At 39.1% G+C, this 24,899-nt stretch carries 24 protein-coding genes and 1 pseudogene; 13 read left to right on the top strand and 12 right to left on the bottom strand.

Annotated features, from left to right (window positions below):
• Window positions 1-12: 12 nt before the first annotated feature.
• The gene (locus ACGHEH_RS08030; protein ID WP_138634174.1) at window positions 13-573 is read left to right on the top strand and encodes a hypothetical protein; all 561 of its coding nucleotides are present in this window, start codon (window positions 13-15) and stop codon (window positions 571-573) included.
• 250 nt (window positions 574-823) lie between these two features.
• Here the strand turns inward: ACGHEH_RS08030 and ACGHEH_RS08025 are convergent, their stop codons facing one another.
• The 7 genes from ACGHEH_RS08025 to ACGHEH_RS07995 are packed head-to-tail and all read right to left on the bottom strand — an operon-like array spanning window position 824 to window position 5,736.
• On the bottom strand, window positions 824-1,768 hold the full coding sequence (locus ACGHEH_RS08025; RefSeq protein ID WP_390443757.1) for an ion transporter: 945 nt from the start codon (window positions 1,766-1,768) through the stop codon (window positions 824-826).
• 45 nt (window positions 1,769-1,813) lie between these two features.
• A complete protein-coding gene (locus ACGHEH_RS08020) occupies window positions 1,814-3,019 on the bottom strand; it encodes a low temperature requirement protein A (protein WP_390443755.1) in 1,206 nt (401 codons plus the stop codon).
• Window position 3,020: 1 nt separating this feature from the next.
• Entirely contained in the window at window positions 3,021-3,575 is a 555-nt protein-coding gene (locus tag ACGHEH_RS08015) for a carboxymuconolactone decarboxylase family protein (protein ID WP_390443752.1), read from the bottom strand.
• A gap of 12 nt (window positions 3,576-3,587) precedes the next feature.
• A complete protein-coding gene (locus ACGHEH_RS08010) occupies window positions 3,588-4,232 on the bottom strand; it encodes a DsbA family oxidoreductase (RefSeq protein ID WP_390443750.1) in 645 nt (214 codons plus the stop codon).
• On the bottom strand, window positions 4,229-4,594 hold the full coding sequence (locus ACGHEH_RS08005; protein ID WP_138566650.1) for a hypothetical protein: 366 nt from the start codon (window positions 4,592-4,594) through the stop codon (window positions 4,229-4,231). The genes ACGHEH_RS08010 and ACGHEH_RS08005 overlap by 4 nt, the downstream gene beginning before the upstream one ends.
• An 8-nt stretch (window positions 4,595-4,602) precedes the next feature.
• Window positions 4,603-5,145 carry a redoxin domain-containing protein gene (locus ACGHEH_RS08000; RefSeq protein WP_390443747.1) on the bottom strand — a complete coding sequence of 181 codons (543 nt, stop codon included), beginning with the start codon at window positions 5,143-5,145 and terminating at the stop codon, window positions 4,603-4,605.
• 9 nt (window positions 5,146-5,154) lie between these two features.
• Window positions 5,155-5,736, bottom strand: a complete 582-nt coding sequence (locus tag ACGHEH_RS07995) for an NAD(P)H-dependent oxidoreductase (RefSeq protein WP_138634193.1) — start codon at window positions 5,734-5,736, stop codon at window positions 5,155-5,157.
• Window positions 5,737-5,855: 119 nt separating this feature from the next.
• Here ACGHEH_RS07995 and ACGHEH_RS07990 point away from each other — a divergent pair, with 119 nt between their 5' ends.
• From ACGHEH_RS07990 to ACGHEH_RS07965, 6 genes and pseudogenes are all read left to right on the top strand, one after another.
• The gene (locus ACGHEH_RS07990; protein WP_390443744.1) at window positions 5,856-6,224 is read left to right on the top strand and encodes a winged helix-turn-helix transcriptional regulator; all 369 of its coding nucleotides are present in this window, start codon (window positions 5,856-5,858) and stop codon (window positions 6,222-6,224) included.
• A 455-nt stretch (window positions 6,225-6,679) separates the two neighbouring features.
• On the top strand, window positions 6,680-8,035 hold the full coding sequence (locus ACGHEH_RS07985) for an NAD-dependent succinate-semialdehyde dehydrogenase (RefSeq protein WP_390443742.1): 1,356 nt from the start codon (window positions 6,680-6,682) through the stop codon (window positions 8,033-8,035).
• Window positions 8,036-8,617: 582 nt separating this feature from the next.
• Window positions 8,618-9,964 (top strand): sigma-54-dependent transcriptional regulator, encoded by a 1,347-nt coding sequence (locus ACGHEH_RS07980; RefSeq protein WP_390444188.1) that lies wholly within the window; start codon window positions 8,618-8,620, stop codon window positions 9,962-9,964.
• 167 nt (window positions 9,965-10,131) lie between these two features.
• Window positions 10,132-11,077 (top strand): annotated as a pseudogene (locus tag ACGHEH_RS07975) (porin).
• A 10-nt stretch (window positions 11,078-11,087) separates the two neighbouring features.
• Complete coding sequence (locus tag ACGHEH_RS07970) at window positions 11,088-12,536, top strand: SLC13 family permease (RefSeq protein ID WP_390443739.1); 1,449 nt, start codon at window positions 11,088-11,090, stop codon at window positions 12,534-12,536.
• Window positions 12,537-12,600: 64 nt separating this feature from the next.
• Complete coding sequence (locus ACGHEH_RS07965) at window positions 12,601-14,004, top strand: coniferyl aldehyde dehydrogenase (RefSeq protein ID WP_390443737.1); 1,404 nt, start codon at window positions 12,601-12,603, stop codon at window positions 14,002-14,004.
• Window positions 14,005-14,039: 35 nt separating this feature from the next.
• Here ACGHEH_RS07965 and ACGHEH_RS07960 read toward each other — a convergent pair whose 3' ends face one another.
• The 4 genes from ACGHEH_RS07960 to ACGHEH_RS07945 all read right to left on the bottom strand — a co-directional run bounded on the left by ACGHEH_RS07960 (window position 14,040) and on the right by ACGHEH_RS07945 (window position 16,582).
• Window positions 14,040-14,765: a tetratricopeptide repeat protein gene (locus ACGHEH_RS07960; RefSeq protein WP_390443735.1), complete on the bottom strand. Its 726-nt coding sequence runs from the start codon at window positions 14,763-14,765 to the stop codon at window positions 14,040-14,042.
• Between the two features lie 61 nt (window positions 14,766-14,826).
• Window positions 14,827-15,465, bottom strand: a complete 639-nt coding sequence (locus ACGHEH_RS07955) for a flavin reductase family protein (protein ID WP_390443733.1) — start codon at window positions 15,463-15,465, stop codon at window positions 14,827-14,829.
• Window positions 15,466-15,468: 3 nt separating this feature from the next.
• Complete coding sequence (locus ACGHEH_RS07950) at window positions 15,469-16,215, bottom strand: SDR family NAD(P)-dependent oxidoreductase (protein WP_390443731.1); 747 nt, start codon at window positions 16,213-16,215, stop codon at window positions 15,469-15,471.
• The gene (locus tag ACGHEH_RS07945; protein WP_390443728.1) at window positions 16,196-16,582 is read right to left on the bottom strand and encodes a thiol-disulfide oxidoreductase DCC family protein; all 387 of its coding nucleotides are present in this window, start codon (window positions 16,580-16,582) and stop codon (window positions 16,196-16,198) included. Before ACGHEH_RS07945 ends, ACGHEH_RS07950 begins: the two co-directional genes overlap by 20 nt.
• A 178-nt stretch (window positions 16,583-16,760) precedes the next feature.
• Here ACGHEH_RS07945 and ppc point away from each other — a divergent pair, with 178 nt between their 5' ends.
• From ppc to cdd, 3 genes are all read left to right on the top strand, one after another.
• Entirely contained in the window at window positions 16,761-19,394 is a 2,634-nt protein-coding gene (gene ppc, locus ACGHEH_RS07940; RefSeq protein WP_390443725.1) for a phosphoenolpyruvate carboxylase, read from the top strand.
• 318 nt (window positions 19,395-19,712) lie between these two features.
• Window positions 19,713-20,081 carry a hypothetical protein gene (locus ACGHEH_RS07935; protein ID WP_390443722.1) on the top strand — a complete coding sequence of 123 codons (369 nt, stop codon included), beginning with the start codon at window positions 19,713-19,715 and terminating at the stop codon, window positions 20,079-20,081.
• A gap of 47 nt (window positions 20,082-20,128) precedes the next feature.
• A complete protein-coding gene (cdd, locus tag ACGHEH_RS07930; protein ID WP_390443720.1) occupies window positions 20,129-20,989 on the top strand; it encodes a cytidine deaminase in 861 nt (286 codons plus the stop codon).
• A gap of 31 nt (window positions 20,990-21,020) precedes the next feature.
• On the opposite strand, the gene udp is transcribed toward cdd, so the two are convergent.
• Window positions 21,021-21,779: a uridine phosphorylase gene (gene udp / locus ACGHEH_RS07925; protein WP_390443717.1), complete on the bottom strand. Its 759-nt coding sequence runs from the start codon at window positions 21,777-21,779 to the stop codon at window positions 21,021-21,023.
• A 157-nt stretch (window positions 21,780-21,936) separates the two neighbouring features.
• Here udp and ACGHEH_RS07920 point away from each other — a divergent pair, with 157 nt between their 5' ends.
• The 3 genes from ACGHEH_RS07920 to ACGHEH_RS07910 all read left to right on the top strand — a co-directional run bounded on the left by ACGHEH_RS07920 (window position 21,937) and on the right by ACGHEH_RS07910 (window position 24,889).
• Window positions 21,937-22,716 carry a DUF2189 domain-containing protein gene (locus tag ACGHEH_RS07920; RefSeq protein WP_390443715.1) on the top strand — a complete coding sequence of 260 codons (780 nt, stop codon included), beginning with the start codon at window positions 21,937-21,939 and terminating at the stop codon, window positions 22,714-22,716.
• 284 nt (window positions 22,717-23,000) lie between these two features.
• On the top strand, window positions 23,001-24,113 hold the full coding sequence (locus ACGHEH_RS07915) for an arginase family protein (protein WP_390443713.1): 1,113 nt from the start codon (window positions 23,001-23,003) through the stop codon (window positions 24,111-24,113).
• Between the two features lie 59 nt (window positions 24,114-24,172).
• On the top strand, window positions 24,173-24,889 hold the full coding sequence (locus tag ACGHEH_RS07910) for an amino acid ABC transporter substrate-binding protein (RefSeq protein ID WP_390443711.1): 717 nt from the start codon (window positions 24,173-24,175) through the stop codon (window positions 24,887-24,889).
• Window positions 24,890-24,899: the final 10 nt, after the last annotated feature.

Below are 24,899 nucleotides of genomic sequence, written 5' to 3'. Positions count from 1 at the left end.
GAAAGGTGAAGCATGAGTGTCGTTACTAGTTATAAGCTTGTTGATGAAATTTTAGAGGAGTTTCGTGATGTAATTAACAATGATTTTGACGGTTATAGAAATCACATAACCAGAATGCTTAATTATTGTCACTTCTTATTGCCAAATATTTCTCAAGAAGAAAGTAAGAAAATTCAGATAGCCGCAGTTTTCCATGATATTGCATTGTGGACTCATAACAGAGTGGATTATCTTGTCCCATCTTATCAAGATTGTCATCAGTGGCTAGAAAAGCAAGGTCTTGATGACTGGAAAGAAGAAATTCAAATTATTATAGATATGCACCATTTGATTACTGAATATAAAGGCCCTCACAAAATACTTGCAGAGGCTTTCAGAAAAGCCGATCTAACTGATTTTTCATTAGGCATCATTAAGAATGGCGTTGATAAAAACTTTATTAAAGAAGTGAAGCAAGCAATTCCAAATGCAGGTTTTCATAAGACGTTAATTCGATTTACTTTTATTCAATTGGGGAGAAACACGTTAAATCCGTTTCCAATGATGCGAATCAAAAATATATATAAAAAATAAGTATTGAATGTCCGCTTTTGGCACACAACTGTCATTCATCTCTAACTCATTTCTGTCCAGAGCCTTCACAGGTGCACTTCGTAACTCGTTTCTGCCCCAAAGTGAGTTAGAGTTAAGGTCTCTATCGAGCTGTGAGTTCAATTGGTGGATGCAATGCTATCCTTAATTATGGAGAACGTTGCAATGAAACAAAAAAAACGTATTTACTACACACCTAAACAAAAAGCTTTAATATGGGGTCGCTAAAAAGCTAGGTTTGACCGCAATGTTCGCATGTCACTGGTTTAGAATTGTGTCTGTTATAGTTTAAAATTACGTGCTCAAGTTCTTGAGATGAGATCCCCATTGATTGAGATAACTTCTCAATAGCAGCTTGTTCTTCTGAAGTAATTATACCGTCCTTAAGAGCGTTCTCTACTTCACGTTCTAGAAGTTGCTTTCGCGTTCTCAGCTCATCACCGAACTTGGCAGCAAGCATAGCAGCAGGAAGAGCGACGATACCAACACCTAACAACATGATAAAAATGGATATAAATTTGCCTAAAAAAGTCACTGGTATAACATCCCCATAACCAACGGTTGTCATTGTCACTACAGACCACCAAATAGCGCTTGGAATACTATCAAAAACATCGGGTTGAGCCTCATGTTCAAGGCCGTACATAACACTGGCTGACATTATTACTAAAACACTCATTATTATAATTGCAGCACCTATACTGGGTAACTCCTTTTTGAAAACGTCTATGAATAAATGAAGCCCTTTGAAATAGTGTGTTAGCTTCAATAGTCGGATCATTCTTAGCATACGCAGATATCTTAGATCTATTGCAAATATGAATGATAAATAAAAAGGGGCTATTGCTAACAGATCAATCAGTGATACCGGGCTTAATAAATACTTAAGCCTTGATTTTGTTGGTCCAGAACGCTCACTGAGCGGTGACTCAACAGAAACCCATATTCTCGCGAAATACTCCAGTGTAAACACAACAACAGAAAAAATGTTAAACAAGAGAAACTCTTGATGGTACATTTCTCCTATTGGTTTGTAAGATTCAAGAATGATGGCACTTACGTTTAAAATGATGAGCAACACGATAAAGCCGCTAAATAATCGGCTAGTACTTGAACCATCGAACCCATGTTCAAGGATATCATATACCTTTTTTCTAGTTGTAAGTGCCTTGTCCATCAATTATTCCCGCTAATTATTGAGTTAACCGTTAGTGCGCAATTCTTAGGCATTAGCCTGTTCTTCTTTGGAAAAGGTGATGTATGCTCTTGTTACCGGAATTGCTATTTGAGAGATTAACGCTGTACCCCATAAAAGGTTACCTACTAGAGCTGGCACGTAGGGTAGGACCAATAATGTTACTAAAGCTAAAACAACACCAAACATTCGTACTTTTGCGGTAGCAAATCGATGGGCAATGCGTGCTTCAATATTGAATTGAATCAAAAGTAGACACAGTAAATATGAGGCAAGCCCGATACAACCTATGGCGCCATATTTGAGCGGGTATGGGTCCCAAAATCCTACTTTTACTTCACCAGCCAGCGCAACACCCACCATCACAGCAGAAAGCATTAGAAACAAATGCGCTAACCACCAGCTAACTAGCGTCCACTTTCTTTGATTTTTAGGTTTTCCATTGCCTACAAAATCGAAATAAATCCAGCATTGAACAAATACCGCTATACCTCCAAACATAAAGTTAAACAGTACCTCTGGAGTGACTTTATAAACGCCTTTTTCGGAAAGAGTGATCACGAGTTTAAAGAACCCTTCGCCAACAACAATGAGAAGTAGTAGAGCAAAACGCTCAGACATGTGCCCTAGTCTAGGTAAAAATCGTTTACATTCTAAAACCCCAACTTTTGGAAGCATATACAGGAGTTGGATCGAAAGTATGGCAAATGCAAATACCGCAAAATTATATGGTTTAGGTAGAAAAGCACTTATTGCGAATACGATAGCAAGAACAAAGAAGTTGCGGCTTACTGTTTGTGAAAGCACTGTTGCTTCAACACCAAGCCTATTTGTTCTGTGATACAAATAGGCGGTGATCATTCTATTGGCGGCATAAGCAAGGGCAAAATACATCCAGCCCTTATCTAAAACATGTGGAATCGACGCAGCCATCACCATTGCGCTTACAATTTGGCAAGACATAATGAGTCTATGTTTTACGTCAGTGCTGACATACAGCGAGTTATATACGCTTGAGTCTGCCCAGGCGAACCACACAGCGATAAATAGTCCCGCAAACGCTAGAAAACCACCCACACTCAAGTGGTCACTTAAAAAGTTTCCAAGTAAGAAAATTATGACCACATGGATCAGATCATAAAATAACTCAACCCAATGAACATGGTCATGGGCATCATCATGATCTAAGTGGTGCTTTGGCAATCGCCACATCGGATGATTTTCTAGTGACATACTATTTCTCCGGCTTTTCCCAAGCATAAGGCTTCATAGCATCGTCCACTTTTGTATGCGTTAATGCGTTTGTGAAGTTTGAGATTAGTTTTGATGCCAGTCCGGTGAGCACTTCCAAAGCTTGGCGCTTAGTATATCCAGCATTCAAAAACTCATTTAACTTAGCGTCACCAATGTGACCTCGGTTGTCTAATAAGGCTTTTGTGAAATTATGAAGCGCTTGAAGTTTTGCGTCTGGTAGAACAGTGCCATTTCTCAAAGCTTCAATAACATCATCTGGCATTTTAGATGACTTCATCATCCATGTATGGCCCGGAACACAATAGTGGCAATTATTCTCAAAGTTTGACGTCATAAAAACAACTTGTTGCTCAACTGGGCTAAACGTTGTTTCTTTCATGAAGCTTGTAAAGGTTTGGTTATACGCTTTATATGTTGCTGGCGCTTCAGCTAAAATTTTGTGAAGGTTTGGGATCATGCCAAAACCTGCTAAAGATTGCTCCATTAGTGGTCTCGACTCTTCTGGAGCCGTATCCGGTTCATAATAAGTAAACATGATAAGTTGTCTCTATTTTAAATATTGATTAAGTACATTTTCAAAGGTTGCGACTTCTTGCGCACCTGATAGTGCTTTTTCACTGTTAAAAATGAATAATGGTACGCCTTGTATTCCTATTTGATGCCAGTGTTCTTCGGTTAACTTCACTTCTTCAGTACATGAGTTATTAGCTAACACTGACTGTGCTTGCTCGGTATTCAAGCCAACTTTACCCACGATATGAATAAGTTCTGGCTCTGTAAAAGTACCTCTATTACTAAAGAAATGCTCAAAAAATGCCTCTGCTAATTGGTTTTGAAAATCACTTTCTTTGGCCCAGCAAAGCAGTTGATGACATTGATGTGTATTAAGCATTTTCATTTCATCAAAGTAGTTAAACTTGAAGCTGACTTTTTTGCCTTCTTCAGTCAACATGGCTCTGGCTCTAATGCTGCCCTCTAATGTAGTTCCGTACTTTTTCGACAAATGTTGTCTTAGGTTTTCACCTTCTTTTGGCATATTGGGGTTAAGCTCGAAGGGGTGCCAGACAATATTAACGTCGAATTTAGTATAAAAATTGGCTAATGCCGCTTTTAAGCGACCATAGCCAATTACACACCAAGGACAAACCACATCAGAAACGATATCAATGTTAATTTGTGTCTTTGACATCATTTTCTCTTTTCAACGATAATTGCAGTGATAGTTGTGTCACCAACATTTTTAACTTGGTGCTCCCATTGGTCATGCCACATTACATAGCCATTCGGGATCTCCAAAGTCATGTCTTTCTCACTGGTTGTTATCGTCGCCTTACCACCTTTTTCGAAGTAAACAGTCTCAGCATTGTGTTTATGCCAATTATCCTGTTCCCCAGGTTTTAGTGTCATCTTGAGCACGATGACTTCTTCATTCTCAAGCAGTAGTTTGTAATGTTTTGGTGATGCTATGTGCGCAGACTCGATTTTCGAGTCTTCAGCAAGCGCATTTCCAAATAATTGGGCTGAAAAGACACCAGCTAATACAACCTTTTTCATTTGAACTCCTATTTATACATACCACGAATAGGATAGTTGTTTGCAGGATTTCTTATCCAATCTAAGCCACTAATCAATGACTGAAGTTCAGGTCTTACAAATGGATTGTTTGAAATGTCCACTACGTGAACTTTACCTTCATCATTGACGACGAATAGACCCGGCTCAGCAAAAGGATGATCCGTTTCTTCAGGCGACCTAGGATCTGATATATACAACCCAAGCTCTTCCATCTGTTCAACAGTGAGGCCATATGCTATAGGGAAAGTCACATTAAGTCTTTCCATATGACTTTCTAGTTGTTCTTTACTGTCACCTGAAACGGCGATCAAATCTACGCCTGTTTGAGCAAGAAGGTCTTTCGCATTTTCTAACTGGTTTAAGTAGCGGGTACAAAGCGGGCAATGTTGACCTCTGTAAACTACAACCATTTTCCAATCCAAACCATTTTCAGGAGTAGACAATTTTTTAATATTATCATTTAGTAGTTTTGCTTTGATTACAGGAAAATCAGCTCCTGCGTGCAATTTAGTCGTATATTCAACGCTCATGATTGTTCCTTAAAAGTGCTTGTTAATGTGTGCTTCAAAACGTTTTAGGTCATTTTCAACATCGGCATTTTTCATCACGTCAAAGCATGCAAATGTTTCCATTGGCTTCATACCAAAGAACTTGAAGTTCATATGCATAGGGAACAGAAGATCATCAACAGATTTGCCATCAAAGAACTCAGTTTCGTCATTAAATGACTCTTCTGGTGCATTGAAAGTCAATGACATCATGTATTTCGTATTCGTTAGTGTGCCACCCATACCATAGTTTTCTTTAGGTGAGTCATGGTGGCGACCGTCACCATTACATAAAGCACCGCCCATTCCTGCTGTATACACTTCATCCATATATTTTTTAAAAGACCAAGTAACCCCCATCCAATTAATTGGTGATTGGAAAATAACGAAATCCGCCCACTGATGGTTCTCTAGTTCTTTTTCAACATCTATCGTTTCAGACATAGTGACGATACGTGTACTATGTCCTTTTCCTTCTAATAAGCTTGCAGCTTTATCTACTAGGGTACTGTTAAGCTTACCTTCAGAAAAAGGGTAATACTGGTGACCATTGATAATTAAAATGTTGCTCATCTGTGTTTCTCCAAAATTAAAATTTATTTTGAACGGTTATTTGTGGTATATTTTAGTTACCATTTAACAGTAATCAATTAGTATACTTTTAGTAACCTAGGCTAAATAAGAGGTGTTTCGTGGAAAGTTCAGTAAAAACAGACAGTAAAGGAAGAAAAAAAGTTTATAACGCATGTATGGAGCCTTGTGCGATAGAAAAAGGCATGCGTTTAATCGGCGGTAAATGGAAGGGTTCAATTATCTACCATTTGAAAGATGAGCCTGTTAGATTCAATGATTTATCTAGAATGTTAGGTGGGGCTACTAAAAAAATGGTCGATCAACGCTTAAAAGAATTAGAAGAAGAAGGGATGGTCATTAGAAAAGTAATTAGCGATAGACCGATAGCGGTGACATATGAGCTGACAGATTTTGGCCGTTCTGCACTAAAAATATTAGATGACCTTAAAGTTTGGTCAGAAACACACAATATCGAAATATCTAAATAAATTTCTACAAAACCTGCTCTATTTTAACCCATCGTCTTTCATTACAGTAATTCTGTACACAGAAGTTTTCTGAATAATTTTTGAAAGCTTCTGGATGTTTTTTTGTTAATTACTTCATACCGCGCATAACTTATTTAAGCAAATATATGGCGTGTGAAAACGTTATCTTTTAAATATTAAAAACATTCTTAAAATTCTAAAAATAAATATACACACCTAACCATCTGTAATTGTTGATATTTACTTCATTAATGCTGAAAAAGAAGCTAAGTATAAAAAAGTATACTAATTGAAAATAAACTAAAGGTATATAAATTAAACCTGCTTGTGAGGTAAGTATCATGTGATTATTTCTTTTTAGATATTAATTTAGTTTTTCATCTCACAATGAGTCTATTTAAAACAAAACTAGAAGAGAGTTTTGATTTTTATATTGTTTATATTTGGAGAACAGTATGGCGATAAATTCAATAAACCCTTTAAACGGTGAAGTATTGGCTTCATTTGAGGAAATGACTTCTAACCAAGTTGATATAGCTATCGCTAAGGCCAATTTGGCTTTTAAGACTTGGAAAAATAAAAGCTTCAGTGAACGAGCTGTTGTTTTGAGTCGTGCCGCAGCGTTATATAGAGAGCGCAAAGAAGAGTTAGCTATGTTAATGGCTGAAGAGATGGGTAAAAAACTTGAACACGGTAGAGCTGAAATAGATTTAGTTGCTGAGATCTTCGATTATTATGCTGATGAAGGTGAATCATTATTAGCACCCAAAAAGCTTTCGACAAAAGATGGTGAAGGTACAATGATCAACCAACCAGTTGGAATCATTTACGGCATTCAACCTTGGAACTTCCCATTTTACCAACCGGCCAGGTGTACAGCACCAAACCTTATAGCTGGTAATGTTGTTTTAACTAAGCATGCTTCAAATGTACCTCAGTGTGCTAAAGCCTTTGAGCAAATTATGATTGATGCAGGTACGCCTGAGGGGGTTTATACTAACTTGGTTGTATCTTCGCGCAATGCAGGCGCTATTATTGATGACGACAGAGTGCAAGGTGTATCATTTACTGGCAGTAACGCAGCAGGTGCAAAAGTTGCAGAACAAGCAGGTCGAAATGTTAAGAAGACAGTGATGGAGTTAGGTGGTGTTGATCCATTTATCGTTTTAGATGACGCTAATCTTGATAAAACTGCCGAATATCTAGCATTTACCAAAATGCTATGTAGCGGTCAGATTTGTATTTCGCCTAAACGTATCATTTTAGTTGAGTCTATTGCAGAAGAATTTTTGAATAAGGTTAAAGCACACCTTCAAGAGTTAATGCCGGGTGACCCCACAAAAGAAGGTTACCATTATGGTCCTCTTTCAACAGAAAAAGCAGCTATTGACGTGGAAGCTCAGATCAAAAAATCAGTTGAAGGTGGAGCAAAACTATTATTAGGTGGTAAACGAGAAGGGGCATTTATCCAACCTACAATTCTTACTGATATTCCGTCTGGTACTCCGGCATTTGATGAAGAAATCTTTGGCCCTGTAGCTAATGTTTTTGTTGTCAAAGATGAAGCTGAAGCTATTAAAGTGGCTAACGACAGTCAATTTGGCCTAGGTAGCTCTGTTTACACAGAAAACGAAGCTAGAGGCATACGTGTAGCAGAACAAATGGAGGCAGGTACTGCGTTTGTTAATCACATGTCTTGGACCTATGCAACAATGCCTATGGGTGGCGTTAAAAAGTCAGGCTATGGTAGAGAGTTAGGCCACCTTGGTATAAAAGAGTTTGTTAATGAAAAGCTGATCAGAACATTCTAGCAATTAAACAGCTTGGATATTATAAAAAAGGGGGCAACCCCTTTTTTATGGACAATACTTTAATCTTATATTGTAAGAAATAAGTAGATATAAATTTGTGCTTATTCTCTGGTAAGATAATGTAATTTGTTGACTAACTTATCTTCTAGAATAATTTCATATGTTTTTAACCAAGATTTAGCTGAATCAATGTCATTAAAAAACTTAAAGTTTATGTTTTTATTTTGATAAAGATCGTGAACTTGTTGCTTAAATGCGTTCGGGCAAGCTGATTTTGATAGGTAAAATGCGACGTATTTAAGCCCTGTCGCAATGCGTTTAGTTGTCGCTTTTTTAAATGTTTCGCACACTTCAGGGATTATTAAGCTGTCACCTTCAAGGACAACTAATACAGAATATGATGGGCACTTATTGCCTATCAATAGCTTGTGAAGTCATTATTGTAGTGTTCAAACGTTTCAAAATTCCAAGGCCCAAGTACCTTTACATAAAGTATATTATGTGAATATTCAATGTAAAAATCCCCGTGTTCATTCATAAGATTTAAATCCAATATATAAAACTAGCTTCATTTTAATCCTAATATATGAAGCTAGTTTCAACCAACTTGTACTAATTAGTGGGAGTTACAATGCCTTAAAGCAGCTACTAGAATTAGAAGGCTATGAGGTGTTTTGCTATGCCAATGCCGCGCTGAGTAAATTAAGCCGCCGTTTTAATGGTGTGGTGTTAAGTGATATCAATATGCCTAAACTGAACGGCCTTGAATTTATAGAACAAGTTAAGCAATTCGACAGCGAGTTACCGGTTATTTTCTTAACAGGGTTTGCTGATGTGAACATTTCGGTTAAGGCCATGCACCTAGGTGCCTATGACTTATTTGAAAAACCAATTACCGACAAGTTGTTAGATTGTATTGCCAGAGCCTCTGAAAAGCGCGCTTTGGTACTTGAAAACCGCGAGCTAAAGCAAAGTGTGAAACAACATTCTGGACCAGGGATTAGAATTTTAGGTCAAACTCAAGTCATGCAAGATATGCTACAACTACTCGATGCGGTGTTAGATACCCCTGCCGACGTTTTAATTGAGGGAGAAACTGGTACAAGTAAAGAGTTGGTAGGACGTTACCTTCATGAGCACAGTAACCGCGGTAAACTTAACTTTGTGGCCATTAACTGTGGTGCCATTCCAGAAGAGCTGATTGAAAGTGAGTTGTTTAGTGCAAAAAGTGGTGCTTATATGGGAGCACATAGTTCGCGTATTGGTAAGTTTGAATATGCGCAGAGTGGCACAGTATTTCTCGATGAAATTGAAGCTATGTCACCTAGCTTACAAGTTAAGTTATTAAGGGTGTTAGAAGAGCGTAAAGTCACACCCGTTGGTGAAAACACACCGATTGATTTAGATGTCAGAGTCATTGCTGCAACAAAAGTAGATTTACAAAGCTTGGTGGATGCACAGCAGTTTAGAGCCGATCTTTTTTACCGTTTGAATTTACTTAAAGTGCCTATTCCGGCACTGCGTAAGAGAAAAGCAGATATTCCGCTGTTGTATAAGCATTTTTGCTCCATTGCGGCGAACCGTTTTCATAAGACATTTGAACCTATTACACCCGAGCAAGCCTTGCTTCTTAGAGAAAAGCCTTGGCCCGGTAATGTACAAGAGCTTAGAAACCACGCTGAAAGAACGGTTTTATTGGGTAAAGCCTTGGCTCTTAAAGATTTAGAGCAAGTCTCGCAAACTGATGAGTCTCTGAGCTTGCAAGAAAAGGTTAGTTACTTTGAGCAATCGTTAATTGAAGAAGCCCTCTCTCAATCACAAGGCAGTATTAAAGAAGCCATGGCGTTGTTGCAATTACCACGTAAAACCTTATATGACAAAATGGCAAAGTATGGTCTAACCCGTACTATGTTTACCGAATCAGAATGAGTGTGTGGCTTTGGTGACAAGTGAAGTAAAAGCGTGTGTGATAATCCGCACATTTTTTTGAGTTTTATTGTTGAGTATTATTAAAAGCATATGAAAATAAATGATTTTATCTTTTTGGCAACCATCTTATAACACTAGAGAATAAGCATAAAAAAAGGTAAAACAAGATGACAGCAAGCAAAACTCTAATCGCATTCGGTGTGATGGCCACATTTTCAAGCACCGCTTTTGCAACTGATTACAATGTGTATGGCAAAGCCGAAGTTCAAATTGCAGATACGGATAAAGGATTAATGCGTTATAACAAGGCGGGCACGCATATTGACGCGCCATTTTCACGTATCGGCATTAAAGGCGATCACAAACTAAGTGATTCTCTTAAAGTTGTGTTTAAATACGAAGTACAAGTAAAGTGTTTTGAAAACGACTACACTGAATCGCCATTTTCATCGCGTAACACCTATGTAGGTTTGGCAGGCAACAGGGGTACCTTAGTTGTTGGCCGTAACGATACGCGCTTTAAATACAGCGAAGGTAAAGTTGATCAATTCAACGAAACTCAAAGTGATATTGCGCAAATCTTACCGGGTCAAGACCGACTCGGCGATACCCTCACTTATAGCAGTAAAACCTATAATGACCTGTCATTCTCTTTCACCTATGCGCCGAAAGATGATGCTTCAAATAAAGAAAACTGGGTTTGCAGCAACCGCGATTTATGGCGACCGAGCTTTAAAGACTAAGCCTTATTATATCTCATTAAGCCACACTGATAGCTTGAATGTTTTGGTTGCGACACGTTTGGTTGCAGCGTATAAGTTTGATGCATTCCAACTTGGCGCAATTGTTCAAGACAGTGAAAACCTAGATGGCAGCAAATCTGGCACAGGCTATTTAGTCAGTGCAAGTTATAAAGCGGGTAGTTGGGTGCCTAAAATTCAATTAGGTAGAGATACAAGCAAATTACGTCATGCCGAAGAAGCCACACAATGGACATTTGGTACAGACTATATTCTCGATAAGCAAACTAATCTATATGCATTAGTGACACAACTAGACCTTGAGTCAGACGATGACACATCAATCGCTGTCGGCATGAAGTATAAGTTTTGAGGATTAAAGTATGTCTGATTATTCATCTGCACATCCAATAAAATATGCCATGTTGTTTTTAGGACCACTGGCAATGTTACTTACTTGTCTTGTGTCACCACCCGAGGGCATGAGTGTTGAGGCTTGGCGTACAGCGGGTTTAGCCTTTTGGCTGGCATCTTGGTGGGTAAGCGAAGTCGTGCCTATTCCTGCGGCATCTTTGTTACCTTTGGTGGTATCACCACTTGCTGGCATCGCGCCCATTAAATCGGTCGCAGCACCTTATGCGCACCCGCTTATTTTCTTATTCTTAGGTGGCTTTTTAATTTCAATTGCTATGGAAAGGTGGGGCCTACATAAGCGTATTGCATTAAAAACCATGCTTTATGCTGGCTCTAAGCCAAGCGTACAAATTCTAGCTATGATGTTAGTGACGGCATTCTTATCTATGTGGATGTCGAACACGGCCACTGCGGTGATGATGTTGCCGATTGCATTATCGGTTATTCATCTTGTTAAGGAACGTGACAGCAGCAATGAGGCGTTTGGTAAAGCGCTACTGCTTTCGATAGCTTATGGTTCGAGTATTGGTGGTATTGCTACCCTGATAGGCACGCCTCCAAATGCATTGATGGCAGCCAATTTAGCTGACAGTTATCAAATCGAAATTGGTTTTGCGACTTGGATGGCAGTAGGCTTACCTTTATCTGTCACCATGTTATTCATTACTTGGTTTTGGTTAACCAAAGTCAGTTATAAAGTTGATAATTCAGACGCAGAAGTTGATACCAAATCATTGTTTAAAAGCCAATTAGCAAAATTGGGTGCTATGTCTCGCGCGGAAAAAGGCGTTTTAGCCGTATTTATTTTCGCAGCCTTAAGTTGGGTCTTTAGACCGCTATTGGGCGATTGGACTGGGCTGAAGATATCAGATACCTCTATTGCGATTGCAGCTGCGCTATTGTTGTTTGTGATCACCGCTGATAAGAAAACCGGTGAGCGTATCTTAGATTGGGATAGTGCGGCAAAAGTACCATGGGGCATTTTATTACTGTTTGGTGGTGGTTTGACCTTGGCTTCACAAATTAAATCGTCAGGTTTGGCAACGTACATTGCTAACCTATTGGTTTCGGCCGACACCATTCCATTGGTAGTAAGTGTATTGCTGGTGGCAGGTTTGATTACTTTCTTAACCGAGATCACGTCGAATACAGCAACGGCTGCTGGCTTTTTACCCTTACTAGGTCCTGTCGCCGTGTCTATTATGGGCACGCCATTAGTATGGGTTATTCCTGCCGCCATTGCAGCGAGTTGTGCCTTTATGATGCCAGTTGCAACGCCACCAAATGCCATAGTATTTGGCTCTGGCGAGATAAAAATGCGCGATATGATCCGTACAGGTCTTGTGTTGAATATTGTCGCGATTGTACTTATTACTGTACTAACACTGACCGTCGCAAGAAGCGTCCTTTCTTTCTAATTTGAAACAACTAACAGGCTCATTTATAGTGTATTTATTCAAATACCGATAAATGAGCCATGTTGTGCAATACGAGATAGATCCCCAACTGACAAAGCAACTTGAATCTCTCAAAGTTGCTTTTATGCATCATCCTAATTCATCCGTAGATACACGCATTTCTTTATTAAAGAAAATAAGAATTCAGCTTGTTACAGCCGAGCATGACTTTATTGCGGCCTCTAACAAAGACTTTGGAAATCGCTGCACGTTTGATACACAAATGGCGGATTTTATGCCAGTGATTGGCGGGCTAGATCATATCATTAAACATCTAAAATCTTGGCTTAAGCCCAGTAAACGCAAAGTCGGTATTCAGTTTGCTCCGTCAAAAGCCCATGTTGAATATGTGCCAAAAGGTGTGGTGGGTGTTATCTCTCCTTGGAATTACCCGATACAGCTAGCTCTGATGCCTGTTCTCACAGCCTTGGCAGCGGGTAATAGAGTCATGTTAAAGCTCAGTGAATATACGCCTGCAACGAATCAAGTTATAAAAAGAGTATTAGAGCCTTTTTCAGATCATTGCTGTGTTGTGGAAGGGGGCCCAGCTGTTGCAAAAAGCTTCAGTGCCATCCCCTTTGATCATTTGTTTTTTACAGGAAGCACTGAGATTGGCAAGCATGTTATGCGTGCCGCCGCAAATAATTTAGTGCCAGTTACCTTAGAGCTAGGTGGTAAGTCTCCGATTATCGTGATGGACGATGCAGACATCAAACACGCGGCTAAAAGTATTGTTTTTGGTAAAACCGCCAATGCGGGACAGATCTGCGTTGCACCTGATTATTTGCTTGTTCATGAAAAATGTAAGGGCGAGTTAATTGCTGAGATTAAAAAGCATTACAAAAAACAATTTAAATTAGGTGCAAACTCTGACAATTTAACCTCAATTATTAATCAGCAACAGTATGAGCGGTTGATTGAATTAATTGGAGATGCACTACATAACGGCGCTGAGGTTTGGAGCGAACCGCATAGCGAAAATAATGAAACTCGAAAACTAGGCTTACATCTTATCGATAATGCCTCGAATCAAGCTCGGGTACACAGTGAAGAAATTTTTGGCCCACTCTTACCAATAAAAACCGTATCTAGTTTTGATGAGGCTTTAAAGGGTATAAAAGAAAACCCCAATCCACTCGGGTCGTATTTATTTACCGAAGATAAGACAATCATTAAGCGTGCTCAGCGAGAACTACAGTGTGGCGGATTAGTGATAAATGATGTACTACTTCATGTAGCCGTTGAAGATTTACCTTTTGGTGGTGTAGGTACGTCTGGTATGGGACAGTATCACGGTAAAGAAGGCGTTTTGACTTTCAGTCATGCTAAAAGTGTTTTTAAAACCGGCAGTTTAGGTAAACCAAGAATGCAACTGCTACTGTCACGGTCGAAACTACTTACTTGGTTTGTAAAAACCTTGCAGAAATAATGTAGACATAAAAAAAGCGCCTTAGCGCTTTTTTATTAATCAATTTTAGAACCTGGAAAATAGGTTTTTTCTTGGATACGCCAATACAGCTTGTTGGCTTTTTCAATCGCTTTTTCAACCTGAGAAGGAGAAAGCTGTTGTTCATCAAGCTCTCGGCTTTTCATTGCTTGGCGATTGCCATTATATTCAGCCAATGTATTCCAGATAAATGACTTTTCGATGTTTTTCTCAACACCTAAACCTTCATAGTACATTAAGGCGAGGTTAAACATTGCTAAAGTGTAGTTGCTCGCAGCGGCCTTTTCGTACCAGTCCATCGCGACGGCGTAGTCTTTTAACACGCCATCACCATTGGTATACATAACCCCAAGGTTAAATTGTGCGGCAGCAAGATTTTTGTTTGCAGCCTGAGTGAATAACTCAATAGCACGCTGCTTATCTTGCTTAACGCCACGACCTTCTTCATGCATGACTGCCAATGAAAACATGGCATCAGCACTACCCAGTTTTACAGCTTTTTGAAATAACTCTGCTGCTTTACGTGGGTTCTTAATAACGCCATAACCGCCTTCATGTAATTTAGCTAACTCATAAATGCCAGGGGCATAATTCATATCAGATAAATACTGAAATTCCTGTAAAGCCCTTTCAAAATCACCAGCATTTGCAGCTTCAATGCCTTCTTCTAATCCTGCAGTTGCAGTAAAACACACGCTCATTAAGCCGACGAGTGCAAACTTCTTTAAGTTATTACGCCACATGGTTATTCTCTTTGATGGTCGGTCTTTTTGAGTTTAAAGCAACCCAAAGAAAAAACAAACCCTAAAGTGTAACTAAAGGCTTAGGCTTTGAATCAGGTTTAGCGTAACTTAAACGATTGATTTTGCTTGTAGTGTGATAACTGTCCAATCCAGTTATCGCGACGGTATTTGCCGCTTCAATGTCGATAAAACCATCTGGTTGTATGACCGAGTCAGGGCAGTGAAGCGCAATTAATTCACCAATGACTAAGTGAGTTTGGTTCAGCTCAATTACTTGCTCACTAACAAGTTTTAGACCCATTTTAATATCTGACTCTTTAACGAACGGCGCTTTGAAGTCATTCAAATATTCTGCGGTTAAACCTGTTTCAGTAAATTCTGATTGTTCTTTTTCGTAACGAGCTGACGTTTGGTGCGCTTGTGTGACTATATCTCCGTTCACATGATTTAGTGTATAGAAACCCGTTTCTAATAGGTTTTCAAAAGAATGTCTTGGTACTGAATGTGGGCGAATTATCATACCAAATAAGGCTGGGTTAGCACCAAGGTGAAAAACAGAGCTGACAATAGATAGGTTTTCCTGACCATTTGTATCAACCGTGCCTAATAAGTTTGCACTTTTGAAACCTGACAAACTATTTATCAAATGAGCACGATATCTTTGTTCTAATTCATTGAGAGATTGGGTATTAAAAAACATGATTCACCATTGTATAGACTGGCCTTGCCAGTCGAGATAATTAATTAAATCGTTACTATTCGATTCAACGATTTGGTTATATAAGCACTCGGCAACAAACTCGGGTTTAAATAACTTGCCTGCCGGTACATTTTTTTGAAAAGGTTTCGACAGGGGAGTATCTGTGGTACCTGGGTGGAAAAGTAAAACTGTACTTTGAGGGCTTTGACGTTTTAGTTCAATCGCAAAACTTTTCATCATCATATTAAGTGCTGATTTTGAGCTTCGATAGCTGTACCAACCACCTAAGCCGTTATCTTCGATACTGCCAACACGGGCTGATAGCGCAGTGACAACACAGTTATCTTGGCGCTTGAGCAATTTAACGAGATGCTTAAGCCAAAGCATGGGAGTGATAACATTCGAATTGAAAAGAGATTGTGCATAAGCTGCGTCAAATTGTCGTATGCTCTTTTCTGGGACATGTAAGTCTGAATGTAATTGACCATTAAAAAATGTGATGGTTTTAATTTTTACAAATTCAGATAAGTAAGCAGTTTGAAAAGTCGAGACTGAGTCAGAAATCGATTCACCAGAGTAGTTCGTGGTGAAGTGATGAATGTTTTCAGAGTCAAAATTTAACGTTTTCTGACTAAAACTAACCACTAAGTCGTCAGGATTTTGCTCGGTAAGTTTATCAATAAAAGCAACAGCAATTTTACTGCTCGCACCGATAACAATATGTAGTGATTTATCTTTGGCATTGTCCATTATTACACTCGTCTTTTACTAAAAAGCGTGAAATCTTCAATCTATGTTTGGCAAAAAATAAATAGCCCTTGTCAGCGAACCACTTTATTGGTTGTACTCTTAACAGTTTCAAAAACGGATATTTACCAACAGTTTGCCAAGCTTGTACGTTTGCATCTAAGCCAAGCAATAACCTGCCATCATCAGAGTAACCATGTAATATTTTCAGCGTATCTGATTTAGTTATATTTGGGTAAAGTCGTTTGAAATCGAGCTCATGAATATCATGCACATTGATCAAAGTGAGCTTATTCTCAAGGTCAAACTGCTTGAGTTTTATCATTTCTTTGGCACACAAAGAGCACTGGCCGTCATAGAGTAGTTGCATTGGCTTTATGCTGCTTGGTAATTAAGTAGTTAAAATTACGCTTAAAATTCATATTGAGATCACTCGATCTACCTTTAATTCTCTGTATAGTAGAGAGTGATTATTGAACAATTAGTGTTTTTAACAAATGGTGTTTTAAGCAGTTTTTTTTGAGAAATAATAGTTAAAAGGAGTCGTTATGGGAGAGCAGTACGAAAACCTGAGAGCGAATGTGAGCCAATTAGGTGGCTGTCTAGGTCGTATTATCCAGCAAACACTGGGTGAGGGAATGCTAGAAAAGATTGAACAAATTCGTCTTTTGGCAAAGTCATCTCGTCAAGGTGATAGCGATGCCCGAATAAGATTGCTTGATACTTTACATAGCCTGACTGATAGAGAACTATTACCTGTTGCACGTGCATTTAACCATTTTTTGAATCTAGCGAATGTAGCAGAACAATTTCATACAATTTCGGTGACAGGTGCACCCGAAGGTATTTACAAAGCATTAAATGAGCAAGTCGAAAAGCTTTCGAATATGTTAGCAAACGACGAATTAAACCATGAGCAAGTTGAGTCTGTGCTCGCTGGGTTAGACATCGATTTAGTACTTACAGCTCACCCTACTGAAGTGACTCGTAGAACTATTATTAACAAACACGTACAACTGAGTGACTGTTTATCTGCCCTTGAATTACAGTGTCTAGATGTAGACGAACGTAAAGTCATTATTAGCCGCATTGAGCAATTGATCAGTCAAGCTTGGCATACCAATGATATACGTGCTAAACGCCCAACTCCGCTTGATGAGGCGAAATGGGGTTATGCAGTTATTGAAAATAGTTTATGGCATGCCGTTCCTCAGTTTATTCGTTACTTCAACCAAGTTACTCAAGATGAATTAGGTATTCAGTTAAAGAAAATTCATAGTCCAATCCGCTTTACCTCATGGATGGGGGGCGATAGAGACGGAAATCCATTTGTGACCTCAGAAGTGACTCAATCAGTGCTAGATCACGGCCGCTGGATGGCGATTGATTTAATCTCTCGTGACATTGATATGCTCAGTAGCGAGTTATCTATGTATCAAGCAGATGAGCATGTGAAATCATTGATAGGGGAGCAACATGAACCGTATCGTTACTTATTGAAGCAGTTGAAAGGCGAACTTGATGAAACCATTCAAGCGCTCGAAAATAAAATTAAAGGTGAAGTAGGCTCAGAGCTAGAAGTAATCACACATATTGAGCAAGTAAAATCACCGCTTACACTCATTTATAACTCGCTGCATAACTGTAATATGTCGCAAATTGCAGATGGACTGCTACTCGATACGCTACTCAGATTAGAGTGCTTTGGTATTAATCTCTGCAGCTTAGATATCCGTCAGGACTCTGCTCGACACGCTGATGCGATTGGAGCCATTGTTGAGCACTTAGAACTGGGTGATTATACTGCTTGGAGTGAAGCACAAAAGCAGCAGTTTTTGATTGAAGAATTAGCGTCAAAAAGACCACTATTGCCAAAAAATTTGTCTGCGTCTGATGAAGTTGAAGAAGTTTTAAAAACTTGCCAATTAGTGAGCCAGCAAACCACTGATAGGCTAGGCATTTATATTATTTCAATGGCGCAATATGCTTCTGATGTGCTGGCTGTTAAATTACTTTTAAAAGAAACGGGTTGTCGTTTCAATTTACCTGTTGCGCCGTTATTCGAAACTTTGGATGATTTAAATCGGGGGGCTGATGTTATAAGCCAATTGTTAGCCTGTAACTGGTATCGAACTCATATCAACCATAAGCAATACGTGATGATTGGCTATTCTGACTCAGCGAAAGATGCGGGTATGATGGCCGCTGGTTGGGCGCAATATCAAGCTATGGACAAACTACTAAAAGCTGCGAAAGATTTTGGCGTTGAGCTGGTATTATTTCACGGTCGTGGTGGCACAGTGGGTCGTGGTGGAGCACCAGCGGCTCAGGCTTTACAGTCACAGCCTCCTGGCAGTTTAAGTAATGGGTTGCGTGTTACCGAGCAGGGTGAAATGATCCGCTTTAAATATGGATTACCGAAAGTCGCGGTGCAAAGCTTTTCGATTTATACCAGTGCAATTATTGAAGCGAACTTAACCCCAGTCCCATCACCTAAATCTCATTGGATTGAAGTAGTTGAGCTCATTGCCCAAAGCTCATGTAAATATTACCGACAAATCGTCAGAGAAAATCCAGATTTTGTCGCATACTTCAGACAAGTCACCCCTGAGTTGGAATTGGCCAAGTTACCCCTTGGCTCTCGACCATCAAAACGTAATCCGAATGGTGGCGTTGAGAGTTTAAGAGCCATTCCATGGATATTTGCTTGGAGTCAAAACCGATTAATGCTGCCTGCTTGGCTTGGCGTTTATCAAGGCTTACAAGCTGCAATTAATCAATACGGCGTTGAGATATTGCATGAAATGCGTGAGCAATGGCCGTTCTTTAGAACACGATTAGAAATGTTAGAAATGGTGTTTTGTAAAACAGACACTTGGCTATCTGAGCATTATGAAAAAGTATTGATGACAACGGATGCTAAAGCGCTTGGTGAGCAGCTTAGACAAGACCTTAAATCAGCTCAAGCACTGATAACAGAGTTGGCACCAGGAAATACCTTACTACTAGAGCAACCATGGTTAAGACAATCTCTACAATTGAGAAATCCATACATAGATCCACTTAACTTACTACAGGTAGAGCTGTTAAAACGCACCAGAGAGCATGAAAATGAACAAATTGATCAGGCACTCATGGTTACTATGACAGGTGTTGCTGCAGGAATGAGAAATTCAGGATAAGTAACGCGTTAATTAAAGCGATAATTATTGATCAGGTGTTAAATTTTTAACAAAAAGTATGGATTGAAACTCATACTTTTTGCTATTTTTTTATCTTTAATTGGTTTTTTTGTATTAATTTTATTGACTGTTTAGATTGCATACATAGAATCTCATCCGACGTCTACACCCTCGTCATTCGAATAAGCGCATTTCACTGCTAGGAACCGCTGATTGCTTAAAATAAGTGCACTTATCAAATCGAATATCGTTAAACATATATGGAATTTTAGGGTAAAGGAAATGGCGCTTTAGGGTTAACACGTTATTTGAGGTTTTATGTCTACATTATCTACCAGTATTACTTATGACGAATCAACATCACTTGTGATGATGACTTTAAGAGGAGTTGTTTCTGCTGAAGATGTAATAAAAACATATCAAAGAGCGAACACTTACGCGATGAATTATAAGTCTTCAAAATTATTAATCGATGTTACTGAGTTAAAACATGATTTTGCTGCAATCGATATTGTTTCATTAATGCCCAAAGTTGCGCATGCACTTCACAATATCAAGCTTGCCCGTGTTGTTAGCTTTGATGGTTACATGCATGATTTGTTTCTGCAAAAAGCAAAACGCTTTGGTATTACGGCAGAGAACTTCGATTGCTTCAAGAGTGCTAAGCATTGGTTGTCTAACACTTGATAAAGGGATAAACTATTCGGCCTTTTTTCATAACGTGTGGCATTTTTATGCTAACGATCCCAAAAGAACTAGAACAAGAATTACAACGAAAAATTCAATCTAATGGTGGTGTCATTTCTAAAACACTACTTGATTCATTAATGGCTAGGTTTGATGTAGAAATCAAACCTCTTTTGCAAAGCCTCTTGCCCATAGCTGCAAGATTTTCAATAGCGCCGATTTCTAACTTTAATGTAGGTGCAATTGCCTACAGTAGCGCATCTGGTTGTGCTTACATAGGCTCTAATTTAGAATTTAATCACGCTGCATTGTGTTTAGTGGTTCATGCTGAACAATCTGCTATTAATACAGCCTGGTTAAATGGCGAAACACATATCTCACACATCGCCATCACAGATGCACCCTGTGGTCATTGCAGGCAGTTTATCAATGAAGTGAAGCTATCAGAGCAGATAGAAATACTTTTACCAAATACCAATACTTCATTACTTGAGTTATTACCTCACTCTTTCGGTCCGGCAGACTTGGGTAATGAAACACGCCTTCTTGATGTATCAGATTCACGAGATTCTGAAGCTAACATAACTGTTTCACCTCTGTTGCTTAAACATTATCAGGCTTCATATGCACCATATTCGGGTAATAAATCAGCAGTAGAAATTAAAACGGCACAGCATGGGAATTTCTACGGTCGTTATGCTGAAAATGTGGCGTACAACCCGAGCCTTTCACCATTACAAAGTGCTTTGAGTCAAATGGCACTATCAGGGTTGAGTCTTGATGAGGTTGAAGTGGTTGAAATTACGTTAGTTGAAACTGAGCAATATAAAAATCAATCGGGTGTAGCTGATGTAGTATTAGACAGTTTTACTGGCAATTATGAAATAAAAAAAGCGTATGTAAGCTAGTCTTACATACGCTTTTCCAAAATTTTAGAGACTATTTTTCTAACATAATTTCTGCAGCTTTTAGAACAACAGCAATTGCTTTTTGTTCAATCTCTTGATGATCCACATTTGGGATTTCTTGACGAGTTCTATTCACTAACACACCCGCGATACAAGCCGCTTTCAAACCTAAAGCTGCACACATAGTAAATAAGGTTGCAGACTCCATTTCATAGTTCATTACATTGAGTTTCTGCCACTCTTCACAGCTACCTTGGAACGCTTTATTCACATAACCAGAGTATGTATCGTAACGCTCTTGACCAGGATAGAAAGTATCACTCGATGCCGTTATGCCGGCATGATATGTCACACCAATCTCTTCACAGGCTTGCACCATTGCAGCGGTTGAGTGGAAATCAGAGACAGCCGGGTAAGACAGAGGAGCGAAATGCTGGCTAGCACCATCAAGTCTCACCGACGCCGTACTTACTAAAATATCACCTTCGTCGATGTGAGGTTGTATTGCGCCGGTTGTGCCAATTCTTAGAAAAGTTTTAACACCCAGTTGAGCGAGCTCTTCAACTGCAATTGACGTAGAAGGGCCACCGATCCCAGTTGAGCAGATCACGACCGGTTGTTGTTTTAGTTCTGCGAGATAGACGTGAAATTCTCGTGTTCTTGCAAGGCAAATACTGTTATCGAGTTTGTTAGCAATACGCTCAGCTCTTTCAGGGTCGCCAGGCACAATTGCTAAATTAGCACCTTTTAATTGTTCGGTGCATAGGCCCAAATGAAATACCTTATCCATAGTAAACCTTATTTATTATAAAACCGTAGTTTGAAAGATTAGCGTATAAAGTAAAGGACAGATGTCCGATTGTCTTTGTGCACGATCATGCAATTCCTTGCAAGATTGGAGTTGTTCTTCTAAACATTAATATAGCCGCAACAAAAAAGGGGTTATTATGCCAGCTTCACCACCAATCGATAAAAATACAGAATTTGCTCGCTGTCTCGAAAGCAACAGGATCAGCTCTCTGGCACCATTTCATTGGCTTTCGCTTGCGATTGCCGATATGGTTAGAGCACCAATGTTAAGCTTGATCTATGGGTTAGTATTTACAGCCATACCCGTCACTATCTTATATTTAATCTACCAATTAGATACGCATCTTGTGATTCTTCCTGCCGCCGTTGCCTTTGCACTGATTGGTCCAGCTTTCGCAGCCGGTTTGTATGATGTTGCATGGGAATTAGAAAAGGGCCATAAACCAACGCTAGGACATAGTTTGAAATCTATGTTTCGAAACCCTGCGGGAGAGTGGGGTTTTGCAATTTTACTTATGGTAATAATGATAGTTTGGATGCGTTTAGCGGCACTTGTACACGCACTTTATCCAAATGTTCCAAATCCAACATTTGAGCAGCTACAATCGTTCTTAGCGCTAGGCAGTTTAATTGGCGGAATTTTAATGATCAGTGTTTTTGCAATTTCAGCTTTCACGCCCCAAATTATGATGGAGAGGCGTGTTGACATTATGACTGCCGTGGTGTCGTCAATTAATGCGGTTAGGACTAACGCTTCGGCTATGTTAGTGTGGGCATTCATCATATTATTTTTAGTGATGTTTGGTTTTGCCACAGGCGGCACGGCCTTTATAGTGATTATGCCATTACTTAGTTACGCAAGTTGGCATGGCTATATTGCTATTATAAAGACCAAGAAACCAAGAGGTTATGAGTAACTTATTCATTTTATATGAATATTAAACCAAGGGCTGTTTTGTAATAAAACGGCCCTTGTTGACATAAAATGACAGCATGCTATATCTCTGCCCACAAACAAAAATTCTGTTTTACCATTTTACGTCCAATTAAAGTTAAAGCATTGTACTTAAAGAATATATTGAAATGTTTTTGTCTTTTTTGAACGTGTTTTTGCTGTGCGCTTTAGTGAGCACAGTATTTGGTGAGATATTTTTTCTTAACAAAGTTTCAGCATGAATATGCAAAGCAAGCAGAGGTTTCTATGAGTATTAGCAAAGAACAATTTTACAATAAAATGACTCAGTGTTTATGTCCTCCGGGAGATGGGGTATTTACTGTTAATACTGCGAAAGAAAGAAAAGATGCGTTGCGAACAAAACTTTATGGGCAAACTGAAGGTATTGAGCAGATCTGGAAAGAGTCATTATTGAAGATTGAAGAGTCAGAACATAAAGCGGCAATTTTGGGGATCAGCTCAGACTGCGGCGGTGGTATTTTAAGAGGCGCTAACTGGGGACCATTATTTTTAAGAAGCACATTAATAGAACAGCAACCTCATGTTGAGGCGTTTGATTTAGGTGATGTTCGCGTTATCCCTCACCTTCTGCATGATAAGTATTTGAATGATGGCACTATAGAGAATTGTCAAAAGGCACTTTATCAAAGTACTGAAGAAGGCTATCACGTATCACCTTTGTCAATCACTGAAGATGTTTGTGATGGTTTCTACCAGCATTATCCAAACAAAGGCATTTTCGGTATTGGTGGTGACCACTCGATTAGTTATCCATTAACAAAATCGTACTTGAAAGCTAAAAGAGATGCGGGTAAGCGTACTGCTATTATTCACTTTGACGCACATACAGACTTGTTAGTAGAGCGCTTAGGTATCGATTTATGTTTTGGCTCTTGGTGTACACACATTCTTGAGTTCTTACCTGCACCACATCATTTAATTCAGTTTGGCATTCGTTCAAGTGGTAAAGACAAGTCTCATTGGGAATCAACGTTTGGTGTGAAGCAACACTGGGCGCATGAAATCAGAGAGCATGGCGCTCAGGCAATCGTAGATGATGTTATTGCACAGTTGCAAGCTGACAATGTAGATGAGCTGTATGTTAGTTTTGATATCGATGCTTTAGACGAACAGTGGGCATCAGCAACAGGCACACCAGAAGGTAACGGAATGACACCTGATGAAGCCATGGTTATTTTGAAGGCATTGTCTGAGCGCTTTCCAATCACAGGCGCCGATATGATGGAAATTGCCCCTTTTACTGACAGCTCATTAGTCGGTCAATCAAGTTCAGAAACAACTTTACGCGAAGGCGCGAAAATATCAGCATTTCTTCTAGATGCGATAAATCGTAGTTAGGCTATAGTATTAGGTGGTGAATAGTTTATTCATCACCTTTTTTATCTATAGGGAGTACTATGAAGGCGTCGTTTCTTATTGTTTCATTACTATTTTCAACAAAACTCTTTGCATACACACTGAATATAGTTACCGAATTATTCCCGACTTATCAATATCTTGATGCTGATGGTAAATTAGCCGGTCCAACCGTTTCGACAGTTACTAGCGTACTTGTTGATGCTAATATCCAGTTCAATTTATCTGTTCAACCCTGGCACATCGCATATAATGCGGTGCAGCGAGATAGCGACACATGTATATTTTCTATCGGAAGAAACAATGAAAGAGAAGATATGTTTAGCTGGTTATTTCCTGTAGCAGAATTCTCAAGTTCTTTTTATGCACTCAAAAGCCGTAAGATAAAACTCGATGTTTTAGAAGACGCCTTAAAATACCGTACAGCAGTAATAAGAAATAACTTCAGCCACCAATACTTAAAAGAAAACGGCTTTACTGAGCAATCACAATTAGTTGTTATTTCGAGCTTTAATAATGTTTTAGATATTTTAAAAACAAGAAAAAATCAATTGGACTTGGTTGTACTAGGTGATGCTCAAGTAAAAGCCGCTTCGAAAAACAGTACTCTTTTGGCTGAATTAGAGCCTATATTACCAATTCAAAACATAAATAATAAGCTCTATTTTGCCTGTAATAAGCGTGTTCCAGTGTATGTTACTGACAAAATTAAGCGAACATTTAAAATTTTAAGTCAGCAATCACTTCTTAATAGGTGACCACTTAAAG

The sequence above is a fragment of the Pseudoalteromonas sp. MTN2-4 genome, from assembly GCF_042848605.1.
Lineage (GTDB): Bacteria > Pseudomonadota > Gammaproteobacteria > Enterobacterales > Alteromonadaceae > Pseudoalteromonas.
This window is presented reverse-complemented; position numbering and strand designations above follow the sequence as displayed.

What these genes read in the sequence shown, in the direction of transcription:
- ACGHEH_RS08005 (WP_138566650.1), bottom strand. Translation starts at nt 4,594, where the DNA reads ATGAAAAAGGTTGTATTAGCTGGTGTCTTTTCAGCCCAATTATTTGGA.
- cdd (WP_390443720.1), top strand. Translation starts at nt 20,129, where the DNA reads ATGCTAACGATCCCAAAAGAACTAGAACAAGAATTACAACGAAAAATT.
- ACGHEH_RS08015 (WP_390443752.1), bottom strand. Translation starts at nt 3,575, where the DNA reads ATGTTTACTTATTATGAACCGGATACGGCTCCAGAAGAGTCGAGACCA.
- ACGHEH_RS07920 (WP_390443715.1), top strand. Translation starts at nt 21,937, where the DNA reads ATGCCAGCTTCACCACCAATCGATAAAAATACAGAATTTGCTCGCTGT.
- ACGHEH_RS07915 (WP_390443713.1), top strand. Translation starts at nt 23,001, where the DNA reads ATGAGTATTAGCAAAGAACAATTTTACAATAAAATGACTCAGTGTTTA.
- ACGHEH_RS07935 (WP_390443722.1), top strand. Translation starts at nt 19,713, where the DNA reads ATGTCTACATTATCTACCAGTATTACTTATGACGAATCAACATCACTT.
- ACGHEH_RS08025 (WP_390443757.1), bottom strand. Translation starts at nt 1,768, where the DNA reads ATGGACAAGGCACTTACAACTAGAAAAAAGGTATATGATATCCTTGAA.
- ACGHEH_RS07960 (WP_390443735.1), bottom strand. Translation starts at nt 14,765, where the DNA reads ATGTGGCGTAATAACTTAAAGAAGTTTGCACTCGTCGGCTTAATGAGC.
- ACGHEH_RS07910 (WP_390443711.1), top strand. Translation starts at nt 24,173, where the DNA reads ATGAAGGCGTCGTTTCTTATTGTTTCATTACTATTTTCAACAAAACTC.
- ACGHEH_RS08020 (WP_390443755.1), bottom strand. Translation starts at nt 3,019, where the DNA reads ATGTCACTAGAAAATCATCCGATGTGGCGATTGCCAAAGCACCACTTA.
- ACGHEH_RS08030 (WP_138634174.1), top strand. Translation starts at nt 13, where the DNA reads ATGAGTGTCGTTACTAGTTATAAGCTTGTTGATGAAATTTTAGAGGAG.
- ACGHEH_RS08010 (WP_390443750.1), bottom strand. Translation starts at nt 4,232, where the DNA reads ATGATGTCAAAGACACAAATTAACATTGATATCGTTTCTGATGTGGTT.
- ACGHEH_RS07945 (WP_390443728.1), bottom strand. Translation starts at nt 16,582, where the DNA reads ATGCAACTACTCTATGACGGCCAGTGCTCTTTGTGTGCCAAAGAAATG.
- ACGHEH_RS07955 (WP_390443733.1), bottom strand. Translation starts at nt 15,465, where the DNA reads ATGTTTTTTAATACCCAATCTCTCAATGAATTAGAACAAAGATATCGT.
- udp (WP_390443717.1), bottom strand. Translation starts at nt 21,779, where the DNA reads ATGGATAAGGTATTTCATTTGGGCCTATGCACCGAACAATTAAAAGGT.
- ACGHEH_RS07970 (WP_390443739.1), top strand. Translation starts at nt 11,088, where the DNA reads ATGTCTGATTATTCATCTGCACATCCAATAAAATATGCCATGTTGTTT.
- ACGHEH_RS07985 (WP_390443742.1), top strand. Translation starts at nt 6,680, where the DNA reads ATGGCGATAAATTCAATAAACCCTTTAAACGGTGAAGTATTGGCTTCA.
- ppc (WP_390443725.1), top strand. Translation starts at nt 16,761, where the DNA reads ATGGGAGAGCAGTACGAAAACCTGAGAGCGAATGTGAGCCAATTAGGT.
- ACGHEH_RS07995 (WP_138634193.1), bottom strand. Translation starts at nt 5,736, where the DNA reads ATGAGCAACATTTTAATTATCAATGGTCACCAGTATTACCCTTTTTCT.
- ACGHEH_RS08000 (WP_390443747.1), bottom strand. Translation starts at nt 5,145, where the DNA reads ATGAGCGTTGAATATACGACTAAATTGCACGCAGGAGCTGATTTTCCT.
- ACGHEH_RS07950 (WP_390443731.1), bottom strand. Translation starts at nt 16,215, where the DNA reads ATGGACAATGCCAAAGATAAATCACTACATATTGTTATCGGTGCGAGC.